Genomic DNA, 25515 nt, shown 5'->3' on the forward strand with positions numbered 1-25515 from the left:
TGGCTTAAAAAGTTCCCAAAACCTCAAAATTTGGGGAAAATCCCCGAAAAGCGATCCAAAAAGATGAAATCTCGGAGGATCAAAATTTAGAAGGAGGAATTCCAATGAGAAACCTGAAGCGGGCTCTCGGCCTGGCTCTGGCTTCCGTCATGCTCCTGGGCATGATGGTGGTTGGTACCGGCGCGAGCTATGCCGATGTGGACTCCGCTGACAATGTGGAGGCCATTGAGGTCATGCAGACTGTTGGCGTCATGTCCGGCGACACCAATGGCAACTTTAACCCCGACCAGAAGGTCACCCGCGGTGAGATGGCCGTGGTTATGACCAACCTGCTGGGCCTGAAAGTCACCGACTATGTTGGCACTACCCTGACCTTTACCGATGTCCCCGAGTGGGGCAAGGGCTTTGTGGCCGCTTGTCTGGCCAACGGCATTGCCGCCGGCTACAACGACAAGCAGTTCGGCTTCAATGATTCCGTTACCACTGCCCAGGCTGCTCTGATGATGATGAAGGCTCTGGGCTACTTCCAGTACTCCAGCGACTTCGGCTCTGACTGGCAGCTGGCCACTGTGAAGCAGGCCTCCAAGATCGACCTGTTCAAGGGTATCGAGAGCGGCGCTACCGTGGCTATGACCCGCAACGATGTGGCTCAGATGGCTCTGAATGCTCTGTGCGCTAACATGGTCGAGCCCGATGACTCCACCGTCAGCATTACCACTCCCGACGGCACCACCGTTGAGGCTGGTACCGTTAAGTACAACGACGTGACCAAGCCCGCCGCCAGCACCGCTTACGCCATGATCGATCCCGACACTACCAGCGATGGTAAGCAGATCGTTCAGCTGGGCGAGCAGCTGTTTGAGGGCGAGCTGCGCCGCACCGAGAACATCACCGTTGTCGACGACGGCCGTCCCGCTGTTCAGTGGGATTACAACTCCAAGCTGATCGGCGTTTACGGCAAGGAGCCTCTGGCTACTTACACCGACAAGGTGACCCAGGCTACCATGTACAGCCTGCTGGGCAAGAGCACTTGGAATGGTCTGACTGCTGTTAACGACAGCACCGCTCTGACCGCTGGCGACACCGATCAGGTCATTGTCTATGTGGACGGCCGAATCGTTAACATCGCTGACAAGAGCACCCTGTATGCTGCCAACAACAGCACCTCCATCCAGAGCGCTGTCGGCACCAACCTGACCGGCAACGGCACTATGACTCAGGTCTACAAGGATCTGGACGGCAACGTGAGCATTGTCATCACCAACACTTACTTGCTGCGCGCCACCAACGATTACAGCGAGACCCGCGGCAACATGAACGTTGAGGTGATGAGCGACGGTCTGGTTCTGAACAGCAACATTCTGGATGATGCTGACTTCGATCTGGCTGGCTACAAGGATGGCGACTACATCCTGGCTCAGATTTCCTACAACGGTGCTGGCTATGATGTCATCGACATCCATAAGGCCACCGTTCTGTCCGGTGAGGTCATCAGCTATGACGTGAACGAGACCATCACCATTGAGGGTGCCACTTACAAGTACGCCTTCAAGGCCGACAACGAGAGCAAGACCACTGCTTACTCCGTGGGCGACACCGCTTCTGTGGTCCTCGACCAGTACGGCTATGTCATCAATGTGGATGACGCCACCGTGGACACCGGCAACTACATCTACATCTCCGAGTTTGCCACTGCCACCGGCCTGAGCAACGACATCGTCGCCGCCGCCTATTCCGCCGACGGCACCTACAAGGCCATTAACGTCAAGACTGTTGATGGCAGCGCTGCTACCACCAGCGATCCTGCTGGCTGGTACACCTACTCCATTGACAGCAACGACAAGTATGTGCTGACCACTGCCAGCACCGCCAAGAGCACTGTCACCGGCGATAGCGACGGCGAGGATGCCGTGAAGACCGGTGTAGTCGCTTTCGGTAACGCTGGCGCTCTGAAGGCTGATGCCAACACTATCTTCCTGATTAAGGATCATGAGGACGATGTCACCGCTTATGTGGGCGTGGACAAGGTTCCCACTATCACCGTCAAGAATACCAAGACTGTTGATATTTATTACCTGAACCGCGAGGATTCCAGCTACGCCCGCTTCGTCTACATTGACACCAAGACCAATGCTGACACCACCATTGACGATTCCTCTGATTCTACCGGCCTGGTTTACGTTCTGAAGCAGGGTGCCACTACCATTGACAGTGACCGCAACAAGTACATCACTTATGAGGTCACCATCGACGGTGTGAAGGATACCATCAAGGTGAACGACGGCGTGTCCATCACCGTGGGCAAGCTGTACAAGAAGATGGCTGTTGACAGCAATGGCTATGTCACCAGCCTGGTCGAGGTCTCCGGCAGCGGTTGGGCCGCCCAGGACTACATCGACGACACCACCGATGCCATTACCTACGAGAACGGCATCCTGACCATCGTGGATGACTCTGCCGCCTCCACCGACTATGTTGTGGCTGACGACTGCAAGATCGTTCTGGTGTACACCGACAGCGACCTGAAGGTTGACGACGGCGCCAACTATGAGCTGCAGTCCGGCATCTCTGCCGAGACCCTGTTCAAGTTCCTCCGCGGCTACAAGGCCACTACCACCGGTGCCAGCTTCTATGCGAAGACCAACACCGATTCTGGCAAGCTGGAGCAGCTCTACGTCCGGGTTGATAACGTGGCCGTAGACACCACCACCAGCTGGACTGCCACTGCGGCTGCCGCCAACGACGGCATCACTGTTGCTGGTACTGCTTCTGTCACTGGTTCCGCCCCCGTCAGCGCCATTTCCATCTCCGGCTCCACCGGTTCTGCTGCTAACGGCGACAAGATCACCGTGACTCTGGATGCCTGCGAGGGCGCCAAGGTCAGCGGCAGCTGGACCACCACTTACAACGGTTCCGCCTGGAGCGCTGTGAGCGGCACTATCACCGTCACCTTCGTGGACGGCAGCACCGCTAGCTACACCGCTACCAACATTACTCCCACTGTTGCCTAATGTGACTTCACTGTCATGAAGGACTCCGCGACCGCTGCGAATGCAGCGGGCGCGATTTTTCATCCAAATGCGACGTAGAGATATATTTTGCCCTTTTCGCTGTGTTGGGCCGCTGTGCTGTCGCCGGTCCAGGATACTCCCGTCGCTGTCCAGTTAAGATCCAGAAAATAAGCCGAACTCCAACTATGCGAGAGTGTATAAAAAGTTGTTGTCATTCCTTTCAAAAGTACCAACCCGGATGGGCTGGAATCACTGCACCGGACAATTAACAGTTCCGGGGCTTTCCCTAGCGTCTCTGCAAAATCCAGAGCAGTAGCATATATTCCGGTTCCATATTCACCGCTTCCAATATAGCTTCCGGTTACAATATGACAGTTTCCAAAGTTTTTCAGTGCCGCGTCAATTTTTGCGTTGTCCTCGTTAAACTCCGTGCGCATCACCTTATCTTCTGCCGCCCACTGATTTAATCCGTAATTACTAGTCTGTCCGCTTGCCATGTTGCATCCTCCTTTACAAATTGGGCTTTCACCCCCGGCGTGCAAAGCGACATCGTTTCTCAATTGCATACAGATATTGGAAATTACGTTGCAACCATCTCATTTCCCGGGAAAAGGGAGCGCCCTGCGCCTTGACTTTAACGCCTAAATGTGCTAAAGTGTCTAGTAACAGCTCCCCAGAGAGCACATGGGAGGAACCGTTATGAGCAAACACATTGTCATTGTAGGACTGGGCCTTATTGGAGGCTCCATGGCCCGGGCGCTGGAGGGCTTTCCCGGCTACGACCGCATCGGCGTGGACGTAAGCGAGCCCACCCTGCGCTACGCCCTGGAAAACGGAGTGGTGGACCAGGTGGAGCAGGACCCGGTGCGGGCCCTGACGGAGGGCGACCTGGTCTTTCTGTGCATGCACCCCCGGGGTATCGTGTCCTTCCTGAAGGAGCACCGGGACCACTTCAAGCCCGGGGCCATGGTCACCGACGTGTGCGGCATCAAGGGGGCCATCCTGGAGGCAGCCCGAGTGCTGCCCGACACGGTGTCCTTTGTGGGCGGGCACCCCATGGCGGGTCTGGAGACCTCGGGCATCCAGCACTCCCTGCCCAACATGTTCCACAGGGCCCACTACATTCTCACTCCCAACGACCAGTCCAGCCCGGAACACATCGCCCTCATGGAGCAGGTGGCCCGGCACGTGGGCTGTGCCGACGTGGTAAAGACCACCCCGGAGCAGCACGATGCCATCATCGCCTACACCAGCCAGATGATGCACATCATCGCCGTGGCGGTGTGTGACGACGAGAACCTCTTCCAGTACCAGGGCTTTGAGGGGGACTCCTTCCGGGGCTGCACCCGGGTGGCGGCGCTGGACGTGCCGCTGTGGACCCAGCTCTTCTCCATGAACCGCCCGGCCTTGTGCGCCGCTCTGGAGCATCTGGAGGACCACCTGCGCCAGTACCGCCAGGCCATCGAGGCGGGGGACTGTGACACCCTTTCGGAAAAGCTGGCCTACTCCGCCGCCCGCAAGCGGAAGATGAACCGTCTGGAGCGGGAGAGCGGCGCGGTGGGCCGCAACGGATAAAACAGCAAGGGGCCCCGGCATCTGGCCGGGGCCCCTTTGCTTGTGTGTGTTGTAAAGGAGAGGGAGAAATGGGAGATACAATTCTGTTTTCTGGCTACGGTGTTATCATACCGGAGAAACATGGCGGAATCGTGTCTTTGTCGTGAACATTTTGTGAATTTCCCGCCCATTTTCCCACAAAAAGCCCCGGTCTGTGACCGGGGCTCTCTGCTGTGTGTGTTGTAAAGGAGAGGGAGAAATGGGAGATATTGTTCTTGTCTTCCGGGTACACTGTGATCATACCGGAGAAACATGGCAAAATCATGTCTTCTTCTTGAACGTTTTGTGAACTTTCCGCCCGTAACCTCAAATGGCCCGCGTGAGGCACCAGCCGGCAGGAAGTCGGAGCAGACAGAGAGCCCCGGCCGCGGGCCGGGGCTCTTCTGCTGTGTGTGTTGTTGTAAAGGAGAGGGAGAAATGGGAGATATTGTTCTAACTTCTGGTTACAATGCTATGATACGGAAGAAAAATGGCAAAATCATGACAACTTCATGAACGTTTTGTGAACTTTCCAGTCTTTCCGCCGCCGGGGACCAAAAAACGGCGCCGCCTCTCCTGGCGTCCCGCTCCGCCCACAGCAAAGGGCCCCGGCAGCTCCGCCGAGGCCCTTGCCTGTGTGTGTGTAAAAAGAGAGGGGAAAAAGGAGATATCTTTGAAAGGCTGGGTACAAGTGTATGGTAAAACAGAAAGGTTTCCAATTCATGACCCGGGTGTGAATTTTTTGTTAACATGCAAACTGGTTTCCCGGGCCTCCCCGCCCGCCTTCCCCTTGACGTTCCGCCTCCCAAATGGGATAATATCCCTATGCGTTTTCGGCCGGTTTCCGGCCGTTGAATTTTTTGAAAACCGAGGTGCATTCCTTGTGATTCATCTGCTGATTCGTGCCTGTCTGAAGGACGGCGATCCCAACTCCCCGGCGGTGCGCCGCCGGTGCGGCACTGTGGCCGGAGGCGTGGGCATTGGGCTCAACGCCCTGCTGTTTCTGGGCAAGGTGATTGCCGGCCTGGCCACCGCCTCGGTGGCTATGATCGCGGACGGCGTCAACAACCTGTCCGACGCCGCCTCGTCGGTGGTCACCCTCATCGGTTTCCGACTGGCGGGGCAGGAGGCCGACGCCGAGCATCCCTTCGGCCACGGCCGCATGGAGTACGTCACCGGCCTCATTGTGGCCCTGGCCATCCTCCTCATGGGCGTGGAGGTGGGCAAGTCGGCGGTGGACGCCCTGCTCCATCCCCAGCCCGTCCAAGCCAGTGCCCTGTCCCTGGCCATTCTGGCGGCAGCCATCGCCGTCAAGCTGTGGATGTTCTTCTTCAACCGTGCCCTGGGGCGGGCCATCGGCTCCCAGGCCATGGAGGCCACCGCCGCCGACTCTCTGTCCGACGTGGCCTCCACCTCGGTAGTGCTGCTGTCCGCCCTGCTCAGCGGCCGGGTGAACTTCCCCATCGACGGTCTCGCTGGTCTGGCGGTGGCCCTGCTCATCTTGAAAACGGGCTGGGAAGCCGCCCGGGAGACGCTGGATCCCCTGCTGGGCCGGCCCATGGACCCGGAGCTGGCCCAGGACATTGACAAGCTGGTCATGTCCCACAACAACATTCTGGGCATCCACGACCTGGTGTACCACGACTACGGCCCCGGCCGGGCTATGATGTCCTTCCACGCGGAAGTGCCCGCCGACGGGGATTTTCTGGCCATTCACGACCTCATCGACCACATCGAGCGGGAGCTGAAGACCAAGCACCACATTGAAACGGTCATTCACATGGACCCGGTAGTGTGTGACGAGCGCACCTCCCAGCTGCGGGAGCAGGTGGCCGCCCTGGCCCGGGAGATCGACCCGGTCCTCACCATCCACGACTTCCGCATTACGCCCGGCCCGGAGCACACCAACCTGATTTTCGACGTGCTGGTGCCCCACGGCTTCCGCCTCACCGACAGCCAGGTGCGCACCGAGCTGAGCGGGCGGATCAAGGCACTGTCGGAGCGGTATTTCCCGGTCATCCAGGTGGACCGCTCCTATGTAGACCTGCGCACCGGTGTCAAATAAGGGACCGGGGCGGTAATTTACAAAAAATTCACCCAAGAAGCCAGTTTGGCGCTATAATAGTTCTAAGGAATCCATACAGAAACGGGGGATTGCTATGCCCAAAAAGGTATTGATTGTGGAAGACGACGGAAACATCGCGGAGCTGCTCCACCTCTATCTGGAGAAGGAGGGCTTTGAGACCAAGGTGGCCAAGGACGGCGGCAAGGGCGTGGAGTATTTCCGCTCCTTCCAGCCGGACCTGGTGCTGCTGGATATCATGCTGCCGGTGATGGACGGCTGGACGGTCCTGAAAAAGATCCGGGAAAACGACAAGACGCCCGTCATCATGCTCACCGCCAAGGGGGAGACCGAGGACAAGGTCACCGGCCTGGAGGGCGGCGCGGACGACTACATCGTCAAGCCCTTTGAAATGAAGGAGGTCCTGGCCCGGATCCATGCCGTGATGCGCCGCACCGGAGTGGAGGAGGAGCAGGGGGAGAAGAAGCTGTCCTTTGACAAGCTGGTCATCAACCTGGACTCCTACGAGCTGCTGGTGGACGGTCAGCGGGTGGACACGCCCCCCAAGGAGCTGGAGCTTCTCTACCACCTGGCCTCGGCCCCCAACCGGGTGTTTACCCGCAACCAGCTGCTGGACGAGGTGTGGGGCTTTGATTACTTCGGCGACAGCCGCACGGTGGACGTGCACATCAAGCGCCTGCGGGAAAAGCTGGAGGGCGTCAGCGACCAGTGGCGTCTGAAGACTGTCTGGGGCGTGGGCTATAAATTTGAAGTAGGCACCGCCGGCTGACCTTCCCTGTCGCTGACGCCCTCCCATTCCCCGTTATCCCGGCGCGCGGCCCAGCGAAGCGGGCGCGGGCCGGAGAGGAGCCGCAGCAGAATGAGCGACCGTTCGCCTTTGGCGGACGGGAGGGATATGGCGCTTGCGGCGACGAAGCGATCAGTGGCGTCTGAAGACCGTCTGGGGCGTGGGCTATAAATTTGAAGTGGGCACTGCCGGCTGATCTCACTCCGCCCAATCCACCTCCTGAAGGAAAATCGAGGTGAATGAACCATGAAATCTCTTTATAAGCGGCAGCTTGCCATGATGGTGGGCGTGATGGTCCTGTCCTTCACCCTGCTGTCCACTGCGTTCATGCTGCTGTCCTACCGCTACATTATCTCGGAGAAACGGGAATCCATGGAGCGCAACGCAGGCTACATCGCCAACTTTACCGCCTCCAACTACCAGCTGTTTCTCAACGTACGCAACGAGCTCTACCAGAGCTATGTGGCCTCCATCGCGCTGATCTCCGACTCTTATGTCATCATGGCCAACCCCGACGGCAGTATTATTTACGCCACGGACGGCGTAAACTTCTATGACTACGAAGATACCGTCATTCCCTCCTCCGTGGTGAACCAGGTGCTGGACAAGGGCTCTTACACCGGGATCACCAGCCTGGACGGCATCTATCCGGAGCGGCGGTATGTAGCCGGTCTGCCCATCACCTCCACGCTGGGCAACGTGACGGTGGCCCAGGGGCTGGTGCTGGTTTCGGCGGATACCTCCAGCTTGTCGGAGATGTGGGCGGCCACGGCCACCATATTCTTCTTCTCCGCGGTGGTGGTACTGCTCATCGCAGTCATTGCCAGTACCATCACCTCCGCCCACCAGGCCCGGCCGCTGAACGAGATGGCCGAGGCCGCCCGAAAATTTGGGCGGGGTGAGTTTGACGTGCGGGTCACCAGCTACAAGGGGCGGTGCGACGAAATCGGCACTCTGGCGGAGGCCTTCAACTCCATGGCCAACTCTCTGCAAAAGGTGGAGACCCAGCGTTCGGAGTTTATCGCCAATGTCTCCCACGAGCTGAAAACACCCATGACCACCATTTCGGGCTTTGCCGAGGGCATTCTGGACGGCACTATCCCCCCGGAGCGGGAGCGGGAGTTCTTGCAGATCATCGTCTCGGAGACCCGCCGGCTGAGCCGCCTGGTGCGGAAGATGCTGGACCTCAGCCGTCTCAACGCTCTGGCCGAAAACTCCATCACCGCCCAGGAGCAGTTTGACCTGACGGAAATCATGTCTCAGGTTCTGATCAGTCTGGAGACCAAGATCACCCAGCGCAATCTGGACGTGGACGTACAGATGCCCGAGGACAAGCTGATGGTGTGGGGCGACCCCGACTCCATTACCCAGGTATGCTACAACTTGCTGGACAACGCGGCCAAGTTTGCCGCCCCCGGTACCGCTATCACCGTCCAGATCACCAAGAAGGACGGGAAGGCCTACACCACCGTGAGCAACCTGGGAGCCACCATCCCCTCCGACGAGCTGCCCCTGCTTTTCGAGCGCTTCCACAAGGCGGACTACTCCCGTTCCATGGACCGGGACGGCGTGGGCCTGGGGTTGTATATTGTAAAGACCATTCTGGGCAATCTAAAGGAAAACATCACGGTGACCAGTGAAGATGGTGTCACCAAGTTTACCTTCACCCTCACGCTGGCCTGAGCATGCACACTTTGATGTGATGTTTTCCTTGGGCCCCGCCCTTGGCGGGGCGGCGCTGTGCGCCGTAAATTCCGCGCCATGCGCGGGATTTGCGCTGGGCGGATTCACTCCGCCCAAGCTTTGAAAAATCCGGGCCCCCGCCGGGAATCTCCCGGCGGGACCAAACATCACGGTGACCAGTGAAGACGGTGTCACCAAGTTTACCTTCACCCTCACGCTGGCTTGAGCATGCACACTTTGATGTGATGTTTTCCTTGGGCCCCGCCCTCGGCGGGTCGGCGCTGTGCGCCGTAAATTCCGCGCCATGCGCGGGATTTGCGCCGGGCGGATTCCCTCCGCCCAAGCTTTGAAAAATCCGGGCCCCCGCCGGGAATCTCCCGGCGGGACCAAACATTACGGTCACCAGTGAGGATGGTGTCACCAAGTTTACTTTCACCCTCACGCTGGCCTGAGCACACGCACTGTGATGTAATTCCTTACACCCCGCACACTCCTCACGAAACGAGGTGTCTCTTTGGACCATCAAACCGACGATCTCTGGAAGGGCGGCCCCTGGGAACAGCCCTCTCCCGACTTCACACCGCCTCCGGCGGTCTTTATCCCCCCCGTCTCCCGCTCCCGGCGGCCCAAGCTGGTCACCCGGCGGCGGAGACGGCGCTGGCCTGCCTTTGTAGGGCTGACTTCCCTGATCCTGGCTATCTGCCTGTCCGTGGTTGTCCTGGGGCAGCTGGACCGTACTCTGCCCTCCTTTACCTCTCCCGGCGGCCCCTCCAGCGGACAGACCCAACAGGAGGAGCACAGCACCCAGCCCCCCTCCATCGCCCATGCGGAAACGGGCACAGGGGTCACCCTGGAGCTGCAGGAGGCCGGAAGCACGCCCCTGAGCTACCGGGAAATTTACGAAAAAAATGCCCCCTCCATTGTCTCCATCGAGGCGGTCACCTCCTATGAGTACAGCACCGGAACCGGCGTGGTGCTCACCCAGGACGGCTATATCGTCACCAACGCCCATGTGGTGGCGGGGGCCAACAGCGTGGACGTGGTCTTTTCCGACAACCAGGTCCTGCCCGCCAGCTTGGTGGGCTTTGATGCGGAGGAGGACCTGGCGGTTCTCAAGGTGGACGCCCAGGGCCTCACCCCGGCGGAGTTTGGGGACTCCTCCCAGCTCCATGTGGGGGACCCGGTGGCCGCCATCGGCGACCCTTTGGGCTACCGCTCCACCATCACCGACGGCATCATCTCCTCCCTGGACCGGGAGGTGGATGTGGACGGCGTGACCATGGTCCTCATCCAGACCAGCGCCGCCATCAACTTCGGCAACTCCGGCGGTGCCCTCATCAACCAGTATGGCCAGGTGGTGGGCATCACCACCATCAAGATCGTCACTGACGACGGCTCGGCGGAATCCCTGGGCTTTGCCATTCCCTCCCGCCGAGTGAAATATGTGGTGGACACCCTCATTGACGGCCGGGAGGTGACCACCGGCGCCTTCGGCTTTTCCGTGTCCATCAAAGCGGTGGAGGGCGGCGGTCTGAAAATTCTCGGCGTGGACCCTGCCAGCGACGCCGCTGCCAAGGGCCTCCAGGAGGGAGATATTATCCTCTCCGCCAACGGCCAGACGGTGACCTCCACCCAGGACCTGTCCCGGCTCAAGCTGTCCAGGGGCCCCGGTGATGTCATCACCCTCACCATCCGACGTGGGGAAGAGACCTTCACCGTGGACGTGGCCCTGGTGGACGAATCCATTCTTGACCAAGGGGGGCAGGCCGGATGATCAACACCACCCTGTGCTACATCCAGCGGGGCGAGGACTATCTCATGCTCCACCGGATCAAGAAGCAGAACGACCTCAACCAGGACAAGTGGATCGGAGTAGGGGGGAAGTTCGAGGACAAGGAGAGCCCCGAAGACTGCCTCCTGCGGGAAGTGCGGGAGGAGACCGGCCTCACCCTCACCTCCTACCGCTACCGGGGCATTGTCACCTTTGTCTCCGACCGCTGGCCCACGGAATATATGCACCTCTTTACCGCCGACAGCTGGACGGGGGAGCTGAAGGAGTGCGACGAGGGCGTGCTGGAATGGCTGCCCCGCCGCCGCCTGCTGGAGCTGCCCCACTGGGAGGGGGACGCCATCTTCCTGGACCTCATCGCCCGGGAGGACACCCCCTTCTTCTCCCTGAAGCTGTGCTATGAGGGAGACACCCTCACCCAGGCGGTGCTCAACGGCACCTTTTTGAAAGGAGGCCCCAATTCATGACGGTAACCTTACAGAACGGCCGCCTGCGGGCGGAACTTGACACTCTGGGCGCCCAGCTCACCTCCCTGGAGGACGCCCGCGGCACCCAGTACATCTGGCAGGCCGACCCCGCGGTGTGGGGGCGACACGCCCCCAACCTCTTTCCCTTTATTGGTCGGCTGAAGGACGGACAGTACACCCTGGACGGGGAGCCCTACTCCATCTCCGCCCACGGCTTTGCCCGGGACTCGGAGTTTACCGTGGCGGAGCAGAGTGACACCTCCGTCTCCTTCCGCCTTACGGACAGCGAGGCCACCCGGAAGGTCTATCCCTTCCCCTTCGTCCTCACCATTACCTACACGCTGGAGGAAAACCGCCTTTTGAAGGCCTGCACCGTGGAGAACCTCTCGGACCGGGAGCTTCTCTATGAGTTCGGCGGCCACGACGGCTACCGGGCCCCGCTGGAGGCGGGGGAGACCATGGCGGACTACTCCATCCGCCTCCCGGGCGTGGAGACGCTGGAGCCCTACGGCATGGATCCCACGGGCCTGCTCACCCCCAAGGAGGCCGCCTTCCCCCTGGAAGAGGGCCGGATTGCCCTCACCCCCTCCGTCTACCACCTGGACACCGTGATTGTGGACAACCTGCCCCAGCGCCGGGCCAGTCTGGTGGATAAGGCGGGCCGTGAGCGGGTGCGGGTGGACTTCCCCGACTTCCCCTACCTGGGTCTGTGGACCCCGGACAAGCCCTTTGACACGGGCTTTGTGTGCATCGAGCCCTGGTCCTCACTCCCGGACGCCCACTTTGTGGGCCGGGGCCTGGAGGACAAGGAGGGGGTGCGCCGCCTGGCCCCCGGCGGGCGGGAGACCCTTCGTTATACCGTCACATTTTTTGAGAGGAGCGAACACGAATGAAGCCTGAGTACGCCAATACCTTCGGCATCCGGAAGGTGTCCGACAAGGAGGGTGAGGTGCTGGAGGTCACCCTGGACATCTCCTACAAATACATGGAAAACGCCGTCACCTTTACCTCCAAGGGAATGGAGAATGTGTCCACCCCTGCCGCCGAGCAGGTGGCCTCCATCGTCATGAACCGGCAGAGCGCCATTTCCCTGCGCAACCTGCTCATTCAGACCCTGGGTGTGGAGAACTGATTTTCCACCGATAAAGCCAATGAAAATGCCCCATCCCGTTTGGGATGGGGCGTTTTGTTTTCTCAGTCCGGCACCATCAGGTGGAGATCCTCCGCCGTGAGGGGCTCGTTGTAGGGGTTGACCTGCTCGTTGAGGACGGGCAGAATATCCTCCGCCTCATAGACAAAGCAGTAGCGGTAACCCTTGCAGGTGGCGTTTCCGTCCCCTTCCAGGGTACCCTGGGTGACACCGGTGGCCATATCCACCTGGAGGGCCTGGGTGGCAAAGTAGGCCATGTCAGTGGCAGAGAGGTCCGTCTTCACATACTTGTTGAAGATGTCAAGGAAGGACATGACTTTGGGCACCGAGTTCCAGGAGACCACCTTCTTGGCCAGCTGGGTGAGCACCTGACGCTGCATCTCACCCCGCTGTACGTCGCTGTACCACTGGTTGGCGTGATAGTTGGGGCTGCTCTCGTTGTCGTGGCGGTAGCGCACCACCTCCATGGCCTCCTGACCGCTGAGGGTCTGGGTACCCTTTTTGAAGTGGATGTGCAGATTCTGGTAGGGGTCGTCGTAGTTCATATCCAGGGGGATGTTGACCTCCACGCCGCCCAGCTCGTCCACCAGGGCCACGAAGCCGTTCAGATCCACCAGAATGTAGTAATCGATGGGGATGCCGAAGGTGTGCTCAATTTCCTCCTTCAGCACATCCGGCCCCGCACCGTAGAAGGCGCCGTTGATCTTGGGGTTGCTGCGCCAGGTGCGCTCCACGGCGGTGTCCCGGGGGATGGAGATCATGCCCACCTTTTTGTTGGGCACGTCGTAGCTGACCACGGTGATGGAGTCGGTGTTGCCGCTTCCCACGTCCTTGCCCAGCAGGACAAAGTTGTAAACGCCCTCCCGGCGCTGCCTGCCCTGTACCTCCTGGCTGTCATCCACATTGACCGCGGGGCCGGTCTGGCCGCCCTGATTTCCGGTTTGGGGGATTTCCGGGGGCCGGATGAGGGCGCTTGCCCCCACATAGACCACCACAATGAGGGCGGATACCACCACCAGGAATTTATAAAAGGCCCAAAAGACTGCCTTGGGCCCCGACCGCTTCCGCACTTTTTTCGCGGCTTTGGGTCGATGATCCGGCTGGGGCCTGCGCTGTGGGGCGCGCTGAGGCGCACGGCCCTCCCGCCGGTGTACGTTCATATATCGCTCTTCCAGAGTCTCTCACTCCTGCCTGCTGATTCCGGGTTTGCTTCTTCCGCCCCACTGCGGCATGCCGGGTCCAGCCCGGCCGCCCGGAGGCGTGTCTTTTTTTAGTATATCGGCTTCGACCGGTTTCGGCAAGAGGGACAACCTTCTATTCATGAAAATTTAAAATTTACCAGTCAGGCTTTGGGGAGCGTGGGCTCCACCAGCTCCCACATCTCCTCCACGGAGAGCCCCTTGGCGTCATACTGCACCAGAGTGTTGTCCGGGTGGAGAACGGAAAAGCTCATCCGCACCCCGTCGGTGTCCCCGGCGTCCTCCACGGTGTAGGCCCGGGCGGCCACCAGCTCCCGGCTCATGTCCTCCGCCCGGAACACCGGATGGTCCACCGTCTCCCGGTACGCCTCGGGCACGCTGTCCGCCCGGGGAACGGGGTAGAGGCGCACATCGTAAGTCTCCGGCTTGTTGACATCCACCACATTGCCCCAGACTGTCTCCCCCTCGGGCAGATACACCATCATAGTCACGTCGTCATAGCCCCGGCTCCACCGCAGGTATATGGTGTGCTCCAGGCCCTCCTGCCAGGTCATGCGGCCGTAGAACTCCCCGTAACCGGCCAGGTTCTCCTCCGGCAGCCAGGGAACAAAGTCGGCCTCCTGACGGGCCGCCTCCAGGGAGGCAAACTCCTCCTCCCGCCACTCCGGCACATCCTCCGCCGTCAGCAGGTGGTCCAGGGTAAAGCCCCCGTCCGTGGACAGGGCCTGGCTCACCAGCAGGGCGTTGAAGATCTGGGCCTTTCCCGCCCCGTCCTCTTCCCCGAAGAGGGACCCCTGGTTTTCAAACCGGACGCCCACGTCCCCGGCCATAAACTCGCTGCAGCACACCGCCGTGCCGTCCTCCTCCCGGCTCCAGCCGGTGACGGGGACGCCAAAGACCTCCGTAGTTTCCAAATCGGAGTAGAGTCCGCAGTTGAAGGGCAGCTCCCCGGGGCGGAGGGTAAGGGTAAAGGAGCTGTCCGTCTCCTCATGTTCTCCCCACAGGTTTACCCACAGCAGATTGCCGCCGTGGTCATAGAGGGCCGTTCCCGTCAGGGTGTAGCCCTCCCAGAACAGCATCCAGGGCAGCTCCTCCTCAGGCTCCTCTCCCCAAAAGATGGTGCAGATGTCCTCCCAGGCCAGGTCCCGGGTGAAGGAGCCCTCCGTCATCCATCGGGCCGGGGCCCCGTCTGTCTCCAGCTGTCCCTCCACACTCTGGTAGTTGATGTAGGGAATGCAGGGCAGCATCCAGGTCTCGCCCTCCGGCCCCTCCACCAGGAAGCCCTCCTCCGGCTCCTCCTCCCCGGGGCCGTAGTGGTCCTTGATACCGGGGTACAGGGCGTCGGAGGTCGTCTGGGGCTCCTCTGCCGGGGCGGCAAGCCGCCATACCCCCAGCCCCAGCACCAGGGCGCAGCAGGCCGCCAGCGCCCCCCAGCGCTTCCAGGGACGGGGTTTGGACGCCCGCCGGGCGGGCGTCTGCTCCCCCAGCTCCAGCAGCTTCCGGTGTCCTTCCGGGGACATCTGCTGCCGATCCATATACTCTTTGTAGTATTTCATGATAATTCTCCTTCTAGCAGTCGCTTCAGCCTGCCCCGGGCCCGGAACAGCCGGGCCCGAATGGTCCCCGGCCGCTGGCCCAGCAGCTGCGCAATCTCCCCGGTGGAGTACCCCTGGTAGTAGTGCAGGTGGATGACCGCCCGGTCCTCAGGGGACAGGGCGTACAGCTCCTCCAGCTCCTCCCGTTCCGCCTCCTGAGGGGCGGGGAGGGTGTCGGGCAGGGGACCCACCCGCCGCCAGCTCAGGCGCAGACGGCTCTTGCAGCCGTTGACCAGCACCCGCATGAGCCATGCGCCGGGGTGCTCCAGGTCCTCCGGGGCCTTTTCCAAAAACTTCAAAAAGGCGTCCTGTACGGCGTCCTCCGCCTCCTGGGGGGCTCCCAGGATGGCCAGGGCCGCCCGGTACAGGGATTGCTCATGGTCCGTGACCAGGGCCTCCCAATCCACCGGCCGGTTGGATATCGGAGCCATGGTTCCACCTCCTTCCTCTCTGTCTATTAGACGTATGAGGGCACTGAGTTGCTGCATGGAAGAAAAATTTTTAAAAAACGCGGGGAGGCCCATGGGCCTCCCCGCGTTTTCTTCTTTCACAATCAGAAAATCATGTCCCGGCTGATTTCCTTCAGGCTGTGCACGCCGCACATGGCCATGGTGTCCTGGAGCTCACCCTTCAGCTTATCGGTGAGCACCTTGACGCCCTCGGCGCCGCCGCCGTACACGGCGGTGACATAGGGCCGGGCCAGGATGCAGGCGTCAGCGCCCAGGGCCAGGGCCTTGCACACGTCCACGCCGGAGCGGATGCCGCCGTCCACCATGATCACCATCTGACCCTTCACCGCGTCGGCGATGGCGGGGAGTACAGCGGCGGTGGAGGGCACGCCGTCCTGGACGCGGCCGCCGTGGTTGGACACCACGATGCCGGCAGCACCGGCCTCCAGAGCCTTTTTGGCGCCCTTGACGGTCATGATGCCCTTGATGATGAAGGGCACGCCGGCGTACTCAATGACCTCCCGGAGCTCGGCCACAGTCTTGGAACCGGCGGGGGGATTGAGGCCCTTCAGGAAGGGCAGACCGGCGGCGTCAATGTCCATGGCGAACACCTTGGCGCCGGAGGCCTTGGCGGCGTCCAGCTTGGCAAAGAGGGTGTCCTTGTCCCAGGGCTTGACGGTGGGAATGCCCTTGCCGCCGTTGCGGCCGATGGCCTTGGAGGCGGCGTCAAAGACGGTGGGGTCGGTGCCGTCGCCGGTGAAGGCGGCGATGCCCGCCTTGGCGCAGGCATCCACCAGAATCTCATTGTACTCCATGTCGGTGAACTTGTCCCCATAGTGGAGCTTCACCGCACCCACCGGTCCGGCAAAGACGGGCAGGTCATAGCGCTCCCCAAAGAAGGTAAAGGCGGTGTCCACGGGTCCGTTTTCACAGATGGTATCCATGTTGAGGCACACATTCTGCCAGGCCTCATAGTTGCGGATGGCCACGGTGCCGCTGCCCTTGGCGCCGGGGCCGGGCATGGTGCTTCCGCAGGCCCGGCCGTTGCACACGGGGCAGGCCTTGCAGTAGGGGCCGCTGTAGGTGCGGGCGGCCTGAAGAACTTCCTGATAAGTCATAAAAAATCCCCCTCCTTGATTTCTCTACAAATCATACTCTTCCGGCCCTTTTTCGTCAAGGGAGGGAACAAAAAAGCGCCCCCAAATGGGGGCGCTTTTCGTTTGCAAAATCCGGGGCTTACAGACCGGTCTGGGCCTTGGTCAGCTCCTGGGCAATGTTCAGCACGTGGTCGCCGATACGCTCGAAGTCGGTGAGCAGCTCGGAGTAGAGGATACAGGCCTCCTCGTTGCACACGCCCTCCTTCATCCGCTCCAGCTGGCTGCGGCGGAACTGGGCGGTCATGTCGTCGATGCGCTGCTCCATCTGGGCCACGTCCATGAGCCAGTCAGGCTGGCCGGCCTGGTGGTAGAGCAGGGAGGAGATGGCCTCCAGACAGATGTCCCGCATCTGCCGGATCTCGCCCTGAGCCACCTCGGAGAACTCGATCTGCTTGGCGGTGAGCAGACGGGTGTAGCCGGCCAGGTTGTCGGCGTGGTCGCCGATACGCTCGATGTTGCCGGAGATGGTAAAGAAGCTGCTGACCACCGCGGAGCCCTGCTCGTTGGTCTCGATGGAAATGAGGTGGGAGACGTAGCGGGAGATCTCCCGGTTCAGGAAATCGATGTACTCCTCCCGCTCCTCCACCTGGGTGAGCTGGTTCTCATCCCGGGCCAGCACGGCCTCAAAGCTGTCGGAGACGTTGTCCCGGGCCATGGAGAGCATGCGGTTGAGCTCATGGCGCAGCTGGTCGATGACAATGGCGGACACACCCAGGCCGCCCTCCTTACCGGTGGAACCCACGGGGGTGAGGTAGGCCAGGGTCATAGCGCCCTCCTCAGCCTCGGGCTCGGGCTGATCGTGCAGGATACGCACGGCCAGCTTGGCCAGGTAGTTGCCCAGGGGCAGCAGCAGCAGGGTGGTCACGATGTTGAAGGTGGTGTGGGTCAGAGCGATCTGACCGGCGGGGGTGCCGGGCATCAGGCCGGAAATGGTCTGTCCCAGGCCTCCGGGCAGGACCAGGGAGCCGTCAATGACGCTGGCGATGGGGAACAGCAGGAACAGCGTGGTAAAGATAATGGTACCGATGATGTTGAACATCAGGTGGATGATGGTGGCCCGCTTGGCGTTGCGGTTGGTGCCGATGGAGGCCAGCACGGCGGTGATACAGGTACCGATGTTCTGGCCGAAGAGGACGAACACCGAGCTGGAATAGGCGATGACCCCGCTGTTGGCCAGGGCCTGAAGGATACCCACCGAAGCCGAGGAGGACTGGATGACGGCGGTAAACAGGGTGCCGGCCAGAATTCCCAGCACGGGGTTGGAGAAGTTGGACATGATGTTGATGAAGGCCTCGGACTCCCGCAGGGGCACCATGGAGGCGCTCATCATGTCCATGCCGATGAACAGTACACCCAGACCGGTGAGGATCTGGCCGATGTGCTGGAGCTTAGGCTCCTTGATAAAGACCATGAGCACCACACCGATGAAGGCGATCATGGGGGCCAGGGCGCCCACGTCCAATGCGATGAGCAGGCCGGTGACGGTGGTACCGATGTTGGCGCCCATGATGATCCAGACCGCCTGGTTCAGGGTCATCATGCCCGCGTTGACGAAGCCAACCACCATGACGGTGGTGGCGGAGGAGGACTGAATGACGGCGGTGATAGCCGCGCCCACCAGCACGCCCAAAAAGCGGTTAGCGGTCAGTCGCTCCAGGATCTCCTTCATTTTGCTGCCGGCCGCGGCCTCCAGGCCGGAGCTCATCATCTGCATGCCGTGCAGAAACAGGGCCAAGCCGCCCAGCAATCCCAATATGTCTGTAATTCCCATTTTCCTTTTTCCTCCCGCGCAGCGTTGAAATGCAAGAAAAAAGACATAGCCCGCACCCGGAATTCCAGGCGCAGGTTATGTCCCGCTTGTCCTACTTTTCTGGGACTGTCGTCCCCAAATATGCTGCGTCATAGCGTTCTTCCTCTTTTTATTCTTTCAAATTACTCCAGTTTTATTATAAGGAGGGGGAGAGGGACCGTCAACACTTTTTACCCAGATTTAACACTGTCCTTACACTTCCCCTGAAAGGCGCAAAAAAACGGCCCGGTGGGGCCGTTTTTTTGTCCATATCGTCCTGTGTCTCAGGCCTGCTCCTTCTGGGCGGCCAGGTACTCGTCGTAGGAGGTCTTGCGGTCAATGAGTTTGCCGTCGGCGGTGAAGTCAAAGACCCGGTTACACACGGTCTGGATGAGCTGATGGTCGTGGGAGGCCACCAGCACGTTGCACTTCACGGCCTCCAGGCCTTTGTTGAGGGCGGCAATGGACTCCAGGTCCAGGTGGTTGGTGGGCTGGTCCAGCATGAGGACGTTGGCGCCGGAGAGCATCATGCGGGAGAGCATGCACCGCACCTTCTCGCCGCCGGAGAGCACCTTCACGGGCTTGTAGACCTCGTCACCGGAGAAGAGCATGCGGCCCAGGAAGCCCCGCAGGTACTGCTCCTGGGGGTCGGGGGAGAACTGGCGCAGCCACTGCACCAGGTTGTCGTCGTTGTCCTGGAAGTAGGGGGTGTTGTCCTTGGGGAAGTAGGAGAAGGTGGCGGTCTGGCCCCACTTCACGGTGCCCTCGTCCGGCTCCATCTCCCCGTCCAGAATCTTGAAGAGGGCGGTGTGGGCGTTCTCGTTGTCGCCCACGAAGGCAATCTTGTCCCCGTGGCCCACGATGAAGGACACCTTGTCCAGCACCTTCACCCCGTCGATGGTCTTGCTGACGTCGGTGACAAAGAGGATGTCCTTGCCCACCTCCCGGTCGGGAGTGAAGCCCACCCAGGGGTAGCGGCGGGAGGAGGCGGGCATCTCCTCCACGGTGAGCTTATCCAGAAGCTTGCGGCGGGCGGTAGCCTGCTTGGACTTGGACTTGTTGGCGGAGAAGCGGGAGATGAAGTCCTGCAGCTCCTTGATCTTCTCCTCGTTGCGCTTGTTCTGGTTCTTGATGAGCTGCTGCACCAGCTGGGAGGACTCGTACCAGAAGTCGTAGTTGCCCACGTACATCTTAATCTTGTTGTAGTCGATGTCCACAATGTGGGTGCAGACGGTGTTGAGGAAGTGGCGGTCGTGGCTGACCACGATGACGGTGCCCTCGAAGTCCAGCAGGAAGTCCTCCAGCCAGTTCACCGCGTCGATGTCCAGGTTGTTGGTGGGCTCGTCCATCATCAAAAGGTCTGGGTTGCCGAACAGCGCCTGAGCCAGCAGCACCTTCACCTTCAGACGGGCGTCCAGAGTGGCCATGTCGTTGTAGTGAAGCTCGGTGCCGATGCCCAGACCCTGGAGGATGCGGCTGGCGTCGGACTCGGCCTCCCAGCCGCCCAGCTCGGCGTACTCCTCCTCCAGCTGGCAGGCCAGCATGCCGTCCTCGTCGGTCATCTCCTCCTTGGCGTAGAGGGCCTCCTTCTGCTTTCCGATGTCATAGAGGCGCTGGTTGCCCATGATGACCGTGTCCATGACGTTGTAGGCGTCGTAGGCGTTCTGGTCCTGCTTCAGGACGGACATGCGGATGTTGGGGAGGATGTTCACCTCGCCGGTGGAGGGCTCCAGCTGGCCGGAGAGGATTTTCAGAAAGGTGGACTTGCCGGCGCCGTTGGCGCCGATGATGCCGTAGCAGTTGCCCCGGAGGAACTGCAGGTCCACATGGGAAAACAGCGGAGTGCCGCTGTAATTGAGGCTCAGATCGGTGACCGTGATCATAGCTTGTTCTTCGCTCCTTCTTCAAAACCTTCGTATTGTCAAAGTCGTTCGCGTACCATCTTACCACAGCCTTGTGGAAAAAGATAGGCCCTTTTCTCAAGAAAATGTTCCGACTTTTTCGGGATTTCTCCCAAATTCTTGCCGCAATCCGCCAAATACCCCGGTTTCAGCCGGCCCTTCTCAGTTCTCCCCGGCCACCCGGCGGAAAAAAGCCTCGCAGGAGCGGCGGGTCATACTGTTTTTGGGGTAGGCGAAGTACAATGGCCGCCGGATGGGGAATCCCTCCGCCTCCAGCCATACCAGCTCCCCCGCCTCTGCCTCCTTCTGGGCCACTCCGCGGTAGAGGAAGCTCACCGCCTGGGTGCGCTTTAAAATCTCCTTGATCATCTGAAAGCTGCCGCACTCCATCACCCGGGCGAAGGCCTGGGCCGTCCGCCCCTGCTGAAAGAGGTGGGTCTCCAGAATGGCCCGGGTGCCCGAGCCCTTCTCCCGCAGCACCAGGGGATAGGGGAAGAGCTCCTCCAGGGTACAGGTCCGTCCCACCAGGGGATGCCCCGCTCCCGCCACAGGCAGGAAGTCCTCGGTGAGCAGCACGTGGCGGCAGAAGTCCTCCCCGCCGAACATCCCCTCAATGAAGGCGCAGTCCAGCTCCCCCCGGGCGCACTTGTCCAGCATCTCCTCCGTGTTGCCCACCTGGAGGCTCAGCCCCCAGCCCCGCTCCCCCAGGTGGGGCCCCAGCAGAGCGGGGAGGTAGTAGTCGGCAATGGACAAGGTGGCCCCCACCCGCAGGGTGCGGCTCACGCCCTCCATCTGCTCCAGCATAGCCCGCTCGTTGGCCTGCTGGAGGGTGCCGTACCGCAGCAGCAGCTCCCCCGCCGCCGTCAGCCGCAGCTGGTGTCCGGTGAAGTCAATGAGGCGGCAGCCGTAGTACTCCTCCAGCTTCCGCACGTGCTGGGTGACGGCGGGCTGGGTGATGTGCAGCTCATTGGCGGCCAGGGTGTAGCTCCCCAGCCGGGCCACGGTGAGAAAGGTCTCCAGCTTGCTGTCCAGCATAGTGGTCTCCTCCATAACGTTTCATTATTGAATATAAGATATCATAATTTGATTTTATAGTCAATTCCTGGTACACTGACACCACCAAAACCCGTGTGTGAAAAGGAAGGAATTGTTATGACTGCTGTAAAATCCCTCCCCGGACTGCTGCCTGGCTTCGCCGCCGCCCTGGTCATTGCCGCCGTGGCCAAGCTGGTGGAAGACCTGCTGCCCATCCCCCTCATCGGCGCCTCGGTCATCGCCCTGTTCCTGGGCATGATTCTGAACCAGATTCGCCAGCCGGGCGCCAAGATGGCCCCGGGCCTGAAGTTCACCTCCAAGAAGATTCTCAAGTTCGCCATCATCCTGCTGGGGGCCTCCCTGAGCATGGGCACGGTGCTCCACATCGGCCAGCTGTCCCTGACGGTGATGCTCTTCACCCTGCTCACCTGCTTCGGCGGCGGCTACTTTGTGGGCAAGGCCCTGGGCCTCAACTGGCGGCTGTCCAACATGATTTCCGCCGGCACCGGCATCTGCGGCGGCTCCGCCATCGCCGCCATGGCCCCGGTCATTGACGCCGAGGACACCGACATCGCCTACGCCATGTCCGCCACCTTCCTCTTTGACATGGTGATGATTGTTCTCTTCCCCATTATGGGCCGGGCCATGGGCCTGTCCGATGTGGCCTATGGCCTGTGGGCGGGCACCGCGGTGAATGACACCTCCAGCGTGGTGGCGGCGGGCTACGCCTTCTCTGAGGCCGCCGGCGACTTTGCCACCATGGTCAAGCTCACCCGCACCCTATCCATCATCCCCACCGTGCTGGTGTTCAGCGTCATCGCCCTCCGGGAGCGCCGGGCCGCCGGAGTGGGGGAGGACAATGAGCGTGTCCACCTCACCACCATCTTCCCCTGGTTCATCCTGGGCTTCCTGGCCATGGCCGGCCTCAACAGCCTGGGCCTCATTCCCGCTGTGTTCTCCGAGAGCATGAAGGAGCTCAGCAAGTTCCTCATGGTGGCTGCCCTGGCCGCCATCGGCATGAACACCGACTTCCGTCAGATGTGCAAGTCGGGCATCAACCCCATGATTCACGGCTTCATCATCTCCCTGCTGGTGGTCATCGTGGCCATCGCCGTGGAGGCCGCCATCGGCCTGGTGTGATATCCAATTGCAAAAGCACCCCCGGACCCCTTGGTCCGGAGGTGCTTTTTTCTTGGAACAGCAGGGTCAGTTCACCAGATCGGCCACGCTTTTCCGCATCCACTTGCCGCTCTTCACCCGCAGCAGGGAGACGGAGGCACCGATGGCCCAGCCGGCGGGGATGGACCACCAGATGGAGTTGGCGCCCAGGGGGGTGAGGTAGGCCAGAACATAGGCGATGGCCACCCGGGAAAAGAGGTTGGCCATGGAGCTGAGGGTAAAGGCCCCCATGTCGCCGGCGCCCCGGAGCATGCCGTTGGGCACAAAGAGCATGCCCATGAGGATGTAGAAGACGGACACGGTGTGCATATAGGCAAGGCCGTAGCCCAACGCACCGGAGGTGTCCCCGGGATCCAGGAACAGGGACAGCAGCTGGTTCCCGAAGAGGAAAATGACGACGGTAATGATCAGGGAGAAGACCACCACCATGAAGATGCAGGCCTTCAGTCCCTCCTTCACCCGGTCGTACTTGCCCGCGCCGATGTTCTGGGCGGTGTAGCTGGACATGGCGTTGGAGAAGTTCATGTTGGGCAGCATGGCCAGGGTGTCGATCTTGGTGGCGGCGGTGTAGCCGGCCACCAGCACCTTGCCGTAGGAGTTGACCAGGCCCTGCATGAGCATCATGGACAGAGAGACCAAAGACTGCTGGAGCATGGAGGGCAGGCCGATCTGGGCGATGCGCCGCACGGCCAGGGCGTGGAAGAGGGGGATTTTCTTTCCCTCCAGCTCCTTTTCGCAGGGCATCCGCTTCATGCGAAGGAACATCACCACCAGGGAGGCCACGGCGCACAAGCCCTGGGCGATGAGGGTGGCCCAGGCCACCCCCGCCACCCCCATGTCAAATCGGATGACAAAGAGGAGGTCCAGCACGATGTTGGTAAGGCTGGAAATCATGAGGAAAATGAGGGGGGTGCGGCTGTCTCCCTGGGCGTTGTAGATGCCGTTTAAGGTGTTGTACAAAAAGAGGAACACCGCTCCGCCGAAGTAGATGCGCAGATAGAGCTGGGAATCGGCCATAATATCCGGGTCGGTGCCCAGCAGCTGGAGCAAGGGGCCCGCCAGCACGGTGCCCAGGCCCATAATGATGAGGCCCAGCACACTCAGAGAAATGATGGCGGTAGAGATGGTGGACTTCATCTCATGGATGCGCCCGGCGCCGAAGAGCTGGGACACCACCACATTGCAGCCCATGGACAGTCCGGAGGCCACAGCCACCGACAAAAACACGATGGGGAAGGAGGAGCCCACCGCCGCCACGGCGTCCTCGCCCACAAATTTGCCCACCACCGCGGTGTCCACCATGTTGTAAAGCTGCTGAAACAGATTGCCCGCCACCATGGGCAGGGCAAAGAAAAAGAGCAGCGGAAGGGGCTTCCCCTCCGTCATATTCTTAACCATTTGGTTCCTCCCTCTTAAACTTCACCACATTCTCCGTAATTCGGGTCAAAAAGGCGTCGTACTCCGCCCGCTCCTCTGGGGAAAAGCCCTGGTAGCAGATGCGGTTCCACTCCTGGATGGCCGACTCAATGGCCTGGAACACGTCCTCCCCCGCCGGGGTGAGAGAGACCAGCTTCTCCCGGCGGCACCGGTCAGGTACCACCCGTTCCACCAGGCCCCGCTCCTCCAGCCGGGCCACCGCCCGGGCCACGGCGCCCTTGTCCAGCACCACCCGCTTGGCGATGTCCTCCTGGCACATACGGCCCTCCCGGGCCGCCAGCCGCAGCACCATGCCGTCCACCGTCTGCAGGCCCAGCGCCCCCAGCTTGTCCCGCAGGTACTGCCGCTCCACCCGCCGGTAAATCTCAATCCGGTCCTGCACGGCCCCCGCCTCCTTTGTTGTCATTTGCAACTGTTGCATTTTACAACAGTTTTTAGAAAATGTCCACCCCTTTCCCTGCTTTTTTCCATCCGGGACATTCTTCCGGTGGAAAAGCGGGCAAACTGGAGGTATAATGGAACAAAATCCGGTGTTCCCGGACAACCCTCCCGGAAAGGACGTGCAGGTTATGATTACCCCTCAGGACTTCTGGAACCAGCGCTCCCACACCTACGACCAGTCGTCGGGCTCCCATTATGCCGAGGCCTACCACAAGACGGTGTCCAACACCCTCAAGTACCTCAAGCCGGAGGACAACGTGCTGGAGTTTGCCTGCGGCACCGGCATCGTCACCCTCCAGGTGGCCCCCCACGTGGCTCACCTGCGGGCCATCGACATCTCCGACCAGATGGCCGCCCGGGCGGCAGCCAAGGTGGAAGCGGCGGGCCTGGAGAACACCCTGGTCACCAACACCGACCTCTTTGACCCCTGCCTGGAGGAGGGTTCCTACGACGCGGTATTGGCCTACAACGTGCTGTGCTATGTGGAAAATCCCCAGCAGGTCTTTGCCCGCATCCGCTCCCTACTGAAACCCGGGGGCATGTTCCTATCGGCCACCGACTGTCTGGGGAACGGCATCACCCGGGAGCGGCTTCGGAAGTTCTGGAAGAGCCATACCGGAGCCATGCCCTATGTGGCCTTCTACACCATGAAGACGCTGGAGGCGGAGATCGCCCGAAACGGCTTCACCGTCCTGGAGCGTGAAAACCTGTTCCCCGCTCCCCCCAATCTGTTTGTGGCCGCCCGGCGGGAGGATTAAAAAAAACGCCCC

The 25515-nt window shown here is 60.9% G+C and carries 21 protein-coding genes; 11 read left to right on the top strand and 10 right to left on the bottom strand.

Translation table 11 applies throughout. The features are described from left to right. The first annotated feature begins 104 nt into the window (after positions 1-104). Positions 105-3011 (top strand): S-layer homology domain-containing protein, encoded by a 2907-nt coding sequence (locus tag DWX58_RS04660; RefSeq protein WP_118641801.1) that lies wholly within the window; start codon positions 105-107, stop codon positions 3009-3011. A 59-nt stretch (positions 3012-3070) separates the two neighbouring features. Here DWX58_RS04660 and DWX58_RS04665 read toward each other — a convergent pair whose 3' ends face one another. Then, positions 3071-3508 carry a hypothetical protein gene (locus tag DWX58_RS04665; protein ID WP_118641802.1) on the bottom strand — a complete coding sequence of 146 codons (438 nt, stop codon included), beginning with the start codon at positions 3506-3508 and terminating at the stop codon, positions 3071-3073. A 202-nt stretch (positions 3509-3710) separates the two neighbouring features. Here DWX58_RS04665 and DWX58_RS04670 point away from each other — a divergent pair, with 202 nt between their 5' ends. From DWX58_RS04670 to DWX58_RS04705, 8 genes are all read left to right on the top strand, one after another. Continuing rightward, positions 3711-4586 carry a prephenate dehydrogenase gene (locus DWX58_RS04670; protein WP_118641803.1) on the top strand — a complete coding sequence of 292 codons (876 nt, stop codon included), beginning with the start codon at positions 3711-3713 and terminating at the stop codon, positions 4584-4586. Between the two features lie 901 nt (positions 4587-5487). After that, positions 5488-6669, top strand: coding sequence for a cation diffusion facilitator family transporter (locus DWX58_RS04675; protein ID WP_118641804.1), 1182 nt, complete (start codon positions 5488-5490; stop codon positions 6667-6669). A 94-nt stretch (positions 6670-6763) separates the two neighbouring features. Continuing rightward, positions 6764-7456, top strand: coding sequence for a response regulator transcription factor (locus DWX58_RS04680; protein WP_118641805.1), 693 nt, complete (start codon positions 6764-6766; stop codon positions 7454-7456). A gap of 264 nt (positions 7457-7720) precedes the next feature. Then, the gene (locus tag DWX58_RS04685; RefSeq protein WP_118641806.1) at positions 7721-9157 is read left to right on the top strand and encodes a HAMP domain-containing sensor histidine kinase; all 1437 of its coding nucleotides are present in this window, start codon (positions 7721-7723) and stop codon (positions 9155-9157) included. Positions 9158-9671: 514 nt separating this feature from the next. Further along, a complete protein-coding gene (locus DWX58_RS04690; RefSeq protein WP_118641807.1) occupies positions 9672-10931 on the top strand; it encodes a trypsin-like peptidase domain-containing protein in 1260 nt (419 codons plus the stop codon). Continuing rightward, entirely contained in the window at positions 10928-11413 is a 486-nt protein-coding gene (locus DWX58_RS04695) for an 8-oxo-dGTP diphosphatase (RefSeq protein ID WP_118641808.1), read from the top strand. The genes DWX58_RS04690 and DWX58_RS04695 overlap by 4 nt, the downstream gene beginning before the upstream one ends. Continuing rightward, complete coding sequence (locus DWX58_RS04700) at positions 11410-12306, top strand: aldose 1-epimerase family protein (protein WP_118641809.1); 897 nt, start codon at positions 11410-11412, stop codon at positions 12304-12306. The genes DWX58_RS04695 and DWX58_RS04700 overlap by 4 nt, the downstream gene beginning before the upstream one ends. Continuing rightward, entirely contained in the window at positions 12303-12545 is a 243-nt protein-coding gene (locus DWX58_RS04705; RefSeq protein WP_118641810.1) for a hypothetical protein, read from the top strand. The genes DWX58_RS04700 and DWX58_RS04705 overlap by 4 nt, the downstream gene beginning before the upstream one ends. A gap of 62 nt (positions 12546-12607) precedes the next feature. On the opposite strand, the gene DWX58_RS04710 is transcribed toward DWX58_RS04705, so the two are convergent. From DWX58_RS04710 to DWX58_RS04740, 7 genes are all read right to left on the bottom strand, one after another. Further along, positions 12608-13723: an LCP family protein gene (locus tag DWX58_RS04710; protein ID WP_118641811.1), complete on the bottom strand. Its 1116-nt coding sequence runs from the start codon at positions 13721-13723 to the stop codon at positions 12608-12610. A 182-nt stretch (positions 13724-13905) separates the two neighbouring features. After that, on the bottom strand, positions 13906-15318 hold the full coding sequence (locus DWX58_RS04715) for a hypothetical protein (protein ID WP_118641812.1): 1413 nt from the start codon (positions 15316-15318) through the stop codon (positions 13906-13908). Further along, entirely contained in the window at positions 15315-15788 is a 474-nt protein-coding gene (locus tag DWX58_RS04720) for an RNA polymerase sigma factor (RefSeq protein WP_118641813.1), read from the bottom strand. Before DWX58_RS04720 ends, DWX58_RS04715 begins: the two co-directional genes overlap by 4 nt. A gap of 122 nt (positions 15789-15910) precedes the next feature. Next, positions 15911-16924, bottom strand: a complete 1014-nt coding sequence (locus DWX58_RS04725) for an alpha-hydroxy-acid oxidizing protein (RefSeq protein ID WP_118641814.1) — start codon at positions 16922-16924, stop codon at positions 15911-15913. A 118-nt stretch (positions 16925-17042) separates the two neighbouring features. Beyond that, positions 17043-18734: a Na/Pi cotransporter family protein gene (locus tag DWX58_RS04730; protein ID WP_118641815.1), complete on the bottom strand. Its 1692-nt coding sequence runs from the start codon at positions 18732-18734 to the stop codon at positions 17043-17045. 302 nt (positions 18735-19036) lie between these two features. Then, on the bottom strand, positions 19037-20635 hold the full coding sequence (locus tag DWX58_RS04735) for an ATP-binding cassette domain-containing protein (protein WP_118641816.1): 1599 nt from the start codon (positions 20633-20635) through the stop codon (positions 19037-19039). A gap of 180 nt (positions 20636-20815) precedes the next feature. Beyond that, positions 20816-21703 (bottom strand): LysR family transcriptional regulator, encoded by an 888-nt coding sequence (locus tag DWX58_RS04740; protein ID WP_118641817.1) that lies wholly within the window; start codon positions 21701-21703, stop codon positions 20816-20818. Positions 21704-21805: 102 nt separating this feature from the next. On the opposite strand from DWX58_RS04740, the gene DWX58_RS04745 reads away from it, so the two are divergent. Beyond that, positions 21806-22828 carry a putative sulfate exporter family transporter gene (locus tag DWX58_RS04745; protein WP_118641818.1) on the top strand — a complete coding sequence of 341 codons (1023 nt, stop codon included), beginning with the start codon at positions 21806-21808 and terminating at the stop codon, positions 22826-22828. A 66-nt stretch (positions 22829-22894) separates the two neighbouring features. On the opposite strand, the gene DWX58_RS04750 is transcribed toward DWX58_RS04745, so the two are convergent. Beyond that, positions 22895-24265 (bottom strand): MATE family efflux transporter, encoded by a 1371-nt coding sequence (locus DWX58_RS04750; RefSeq protein ID WP_118641819.1) that lies wholly within the window; start codon positions 24263-24265, stop codon positions 22895-22897. After that, entirely contained in the window at positions 24258-24686 is a 429-nt protein-coding gene (locus DWX58_RS04755) for a MarR family transcriptional regulator (protein WP_158579216.1), read from the bottom strand. The genes DWX58_RS04750 and DWX58_RS04755 overlap by 8 nt, the downstream gene beginning before the upstream one ends. A gap of 133 nt (positions 24687-24819) precedes the next feature. Between DWX58_RS04755 and DWX58_RS04760 the strand changes: the two genes are divergently transcribed. Further along, on the top strand, positions 24820-25503 hold the full coding sequence (locus DWX58_RS04760; RefSeq protein ID WP_118641821.1) for a class I SAM-dependent methyltransferase: 684 nt from the start codon (positions 24820-24822) through the stop codon (positions 25501-25503). Positions 25504-25515: the final 12 nt, after the last annotated feature.

It is taken from the genome of Pseudoflavonifractor sp. AF19-9AC, assembly GCF_003478995.1.
Classification (GTDB): Bacteria; Bacillota; Clostridia; order Oscillospirales; family Oscillospiraceae; genus Lawsonibacter.